The following is a 3,638-nucleotide window of genomic DNA, read 5'->3' as shown; positions in this document are numbered from 1 at the left end:
GGTGTCGGAGTGCACGCACACGCAGTCGGCGCGGACCGGCAGGTCCTTGCCGTTGACCGAGGTCGCCCTGCCCTCGGTGACGGCCCGGACGGCACCGGCGGCGGAGGCCTGCGGGTCGAACGCCTCGTGCACCCGGGTGATGATCAGGGAGCCGTCGTCGCGGTAGTCGAGGTCGGCGTAGTACTCCGAGATGAACCCGGCCTTGCGGTCGCCCCAGACCTTCTCGTGCACGGTGCCGGCCATGCCCATCAGCGGGGCGTCGAACACGTCGGCGGCGTCGGCCACCGCGGCGGCGACCTCCTCGTCGCGCGAGGCCATCCCGTAGAGCGAGCCGTGCGCCTTGACGTGGTTGAGCTCCATGCCCTCGGCGCGCAGGAAGCCGGACAGCGCACCGATCTGGTAGACGACCGCCGCGGTCAGCTCGTCGCGGTCGAGCTTCATCTCGCGCCGGCCGAAGCCCTCCTTGTCCGGCAGCGACGGGTGCGCGCCGACCTTGACGCCGTGCGCCTTCGCGCGGCGCACCGTCTGCGTCATCACCCGTGGGTCCGAGGCGTGGAACCCGCACGCGACGTTGGCGACGGTCACGAACGGCAGCAGCCCCTCGTCATCGCCGCAGTGGTAGATGCCGAACGACTCGCCCATGTCGCAGTTGATGGCCACCATGAGGTCTCCTCCCCTTGCGGTCGCGGGAATGCAGGCAGTCTGGCCCGTCGCGGGGCCCCTGTCAGCCGCCTGCCGAGCGGATCGCCCGCCACACCGCCTCCGGGGTCGCCGGCATGTCCACGTGGGTCACCCCGAGGTGGGCGACGGCGTCGATCACCGCGTTGACCACCGCGGGCGACGAGCCGATCGCCCCGGACTCGCCGATGCCCTTGACGCCCATCGGGTTCGTCAGGGACGGCGTCACCTGCTGGTCGAGCTCGAAGAACGGCAGGTCGGTCGCGGACGGGATGGTGTAGGAGGCCATCGTGCCCGCGGTCGGGTTGCCCTCGGCGTCGAACGTGGCCTGCTCGTAGAGCGCCTGCCCGATGCCCTGGGCGATCCCGCCGTGCAGCTGCCCCTCGACGATCGTCGGGTTCACGATCACGCCGCAGTCGTCGACGGCGACGTAGCGCCGGATCCGGGTGAACCCGGTCTCGGTGTCGACCTCGGTGACGCAGATGTGCGTGCCGAACGGCCAGGTGAAGTTCGGCGGGTCGAACGCGTGGTCCGCGGTCAGGTTGGGCTCCATGCCCTCGGGCAGGTCCGCGGCCAGCGACGCCGCGCCGGCGACCTCCTGGATCGTCACCCCGGGTCCGCTGGTGCCGGCCACCGAGAACCGCCCGCCGGTGAAGTCCAGGTCCTTCTCGTCGGCCTCGAGCAGGTGCGCCGCGATCGTCGTCGCCTTGGCCAGCACCTTCCCCGCGGCCAGGTGCACCGCCACTCCGCCGACCGGCAGGCTGCGCGAGCCGTAGGTGTCGCGGCCGAACGGGGCGACCATCGTGTCGCCGTGGAGCACCTCGATGTCGTCGGGGTGCACGCCGAGCGAGTCCGCGACGATCTGCGACCAGGCCGTCTCGTGGCCCTGCCCGTGCGGTGACGTGCCGGTGACGACCTCGACCTTGCCGCTGGTCGTCATCCGCACCGTGGCCTGCTCCCAGCCGCCGGACTGCAGCCGTACCCCGGCCGCGACCTTGGACGGCGACAGGCCGCCGGACTCGGTGAAGTTCCCGATCCCGATGCCGATCTGGACCGGGTCGCCGGAGTCGCGACGGCGCGCCTGCTCGTCGCGCAGCGCGTCGTAGTCGACGAGCTCCATCGCCCGGCGCATGCACGACTCGTAGTCCCCGGAGTCGTACTGGACCCCGGACGGCACGGTGCGCGGCTCGAGGAACTTCGGGTGCAGGTTGCGCAGCCGCAGCTGCGCCGGGTCCATCCCCAGCTCGCGGGCCAGGTCGTCCATGATCCGCTCGTGGCCGTAGGCGGCCTCCGAGCGGCCGGCACCGCGGTAGGCGTCGGTCGGGGTGAGGTTGGTGAACACGCCCTTGCACTCGAAGGAGTACGAGCCGAAGTCGTAGAGCCCGCAGTAGGTGAACGCGCCGAACACCGCGATGCCCGGGGTGAGCAGCTGCAGGTAGGCGCCCATGTCGGCGAGCAGCTCCACCTTCATGCCCAGGATCTTCCCGTCCCGGTTCGCCGCGATCGCCATCCGCTGGACCTGCCCGCGCCCGTGCGTCGTCCCCTGGTGGTGCTCGGAACGGGTCTCGGTCCACTTCACCGGTTTGCCCAGCCGGCGCGCCAACACCAGCGCGAGCGCCTCCTCGGCGTAGACGTTGAGCTTCGCGCCGAACCCGCCGCCGACGTCCGGCGCGACGACCCGCAGCTTCGTGTCCGACACCCCGCAGATCGCGGCCAGGATGTCGCGCACGAAGTGCGGCACCTGGGTCGAGGTGTAGACGGTGAACCCGCCGCCGACCGGGTCCGGCGTCACCACGACCGCGCGCGGCTCCATCGGCGAGGGGATCACCCGCTGCTGCAGGTAGCGGCCCCGCACGACGACGTCGGCCTCGGCGAACGCGGCGTCGACGTCACCGGTGGCCAGCGGCCAGGTGTAGCAGTGGTTGGTGCCCAGGTCGTCGTGCGCGAGCGGGCTGCCGGGCTCCATCGCCGCCTCGATGTCGACGACCGCGGGCAGGGCGGTGTACTCGACGTCGACCAGGTCGACGGCGTCGCGCGCGGCGTTCGCGTCGGAGGCCAGCACCACCGCGACGCCGTCACCGACGTGCGAGACCACCGAGGTCGCCAGCGGCATGTGCTCGGGGATCCTGATGTCCTCGGTCACCGGCCAGCCGCAGGGGATGCCGGCGGCGAACTCACCGGCCAGGTCGGTACCGGTGAGCACGGCGACGACCCCCGGGTGCGCCTGCGCCGCCGTGACGTCGATCCGGTCGATCCGCGCGTGCGGCAGCGGGCTGCGCAGCACGGCCAGGTGCAGCGTGCCGGCCGGGACGATGTTGTCGACCCACGTCCCCCGCCCGGTCAGCAGGGCCGGGTCCTCCTTGCGCAGCATGCTCGAGCCGACATAACGCTCCGCGGTCTGGGTCACCTGGTCTCACTTCCTTGCCGGCCGGTTCGGGTGTGGCGCCAGCGTGATCCACGACACCACTCGGCGGTAGTGTCCGGATCGTCGGTATCGGTGCGGTGACATGGCCGTTCCGTCCAGGTTCGGACTGTTCAGACGGGGGTGCGCGATGCCGATCACGCTGCGGAAGCTGTTGGCGGACCGCAGCCTCGGACTCCGGTCCGTGTGTTCCTCCGCAGATCTGGACCGCGAGGTCGGTTGGGTGCACAGCAGCGAGCTCGCGGACCCGACCCCTTATCTGGACGGTGGGGAGCTGCTGCTCACCACCGGCCTCGGGCCGGACGCCGCCGGGCCGGCCGGCTACGTCGCCGGGCTCGCGCGGCACGGGCTGGTCGGGCTCGGTTTCGGCACCGGGCTGGGGCACGACGCGATCCCGGGCGAGGTCCTGCGTGCCTGCTCCGAACACCGGCTCGCGCTGCTGGAGATCCCCGAGCGGACACCGTTCATCGCGATCACCAAGGCGGTGTCGGCGTCGCTGGCCGCGGACTCCTACGCCCAGGTGGTGCGCACCGACGAG

The 3,638-nt window shown here is 71.9% G+C and carries 3 protein-coding genes; 1 reads left to right on the top strand and 2 read right to left on the bottom strand.

Annotated elements, in window-relative coordinates; genetic code table 11:
- Both pxpA and I4I78_RS31265 read right to left on the bottom strand, forming a co-directional pair.
- Nucleotides 1-663 (bottom strand): 5-oxoprolinase subunit PxpA (gene pxpA, locus I4I78_RS31270; protein WP_218615113.1); only part of this gene is annotated, 663 nt, incomplete at its 3' end.
- Nucleotides 664-724: 61 nt separating this feature from the next.
- Nucleotides 725-3,085, bottom strand: coding sequence for a molybdopterin cofactor-binding domain-containing protein (locus I4I78_RS31265; RefSeq protein ID WP_308252467.1), 2,361 nt, complete (start codon nucleotides 3,083-3,085; stop codon nucleotides 725-727).
- 100 nt (nucleotides 3,086-3,185) lie between these two features.
- Between I4I78_RS31265 and I4I78_RS31260 the strand changes: the two genes are divergently transcribed.
- A partial coding sequence (locus I4I78_RS31260; protein ID WP_308252466.1) for a PucR family transcriptional regulator ligand-binding domain-containing protein occupies nucleotides 3,186-3,638 on the top strand: 453 nt, incomplete at its 3' end.

This window comes from Pseudonocardia sp. KRD291, from assembly GCF_019263595.1.
Lineage (GTDB): Bacteria > Actinomycetota > Actinomycetes > Mycobacteriales > Pseudonocardiaceae > Pseudonocardia.
This window is presented reverse-complemented; position numbering and strand designations above follow the sequence as displayed.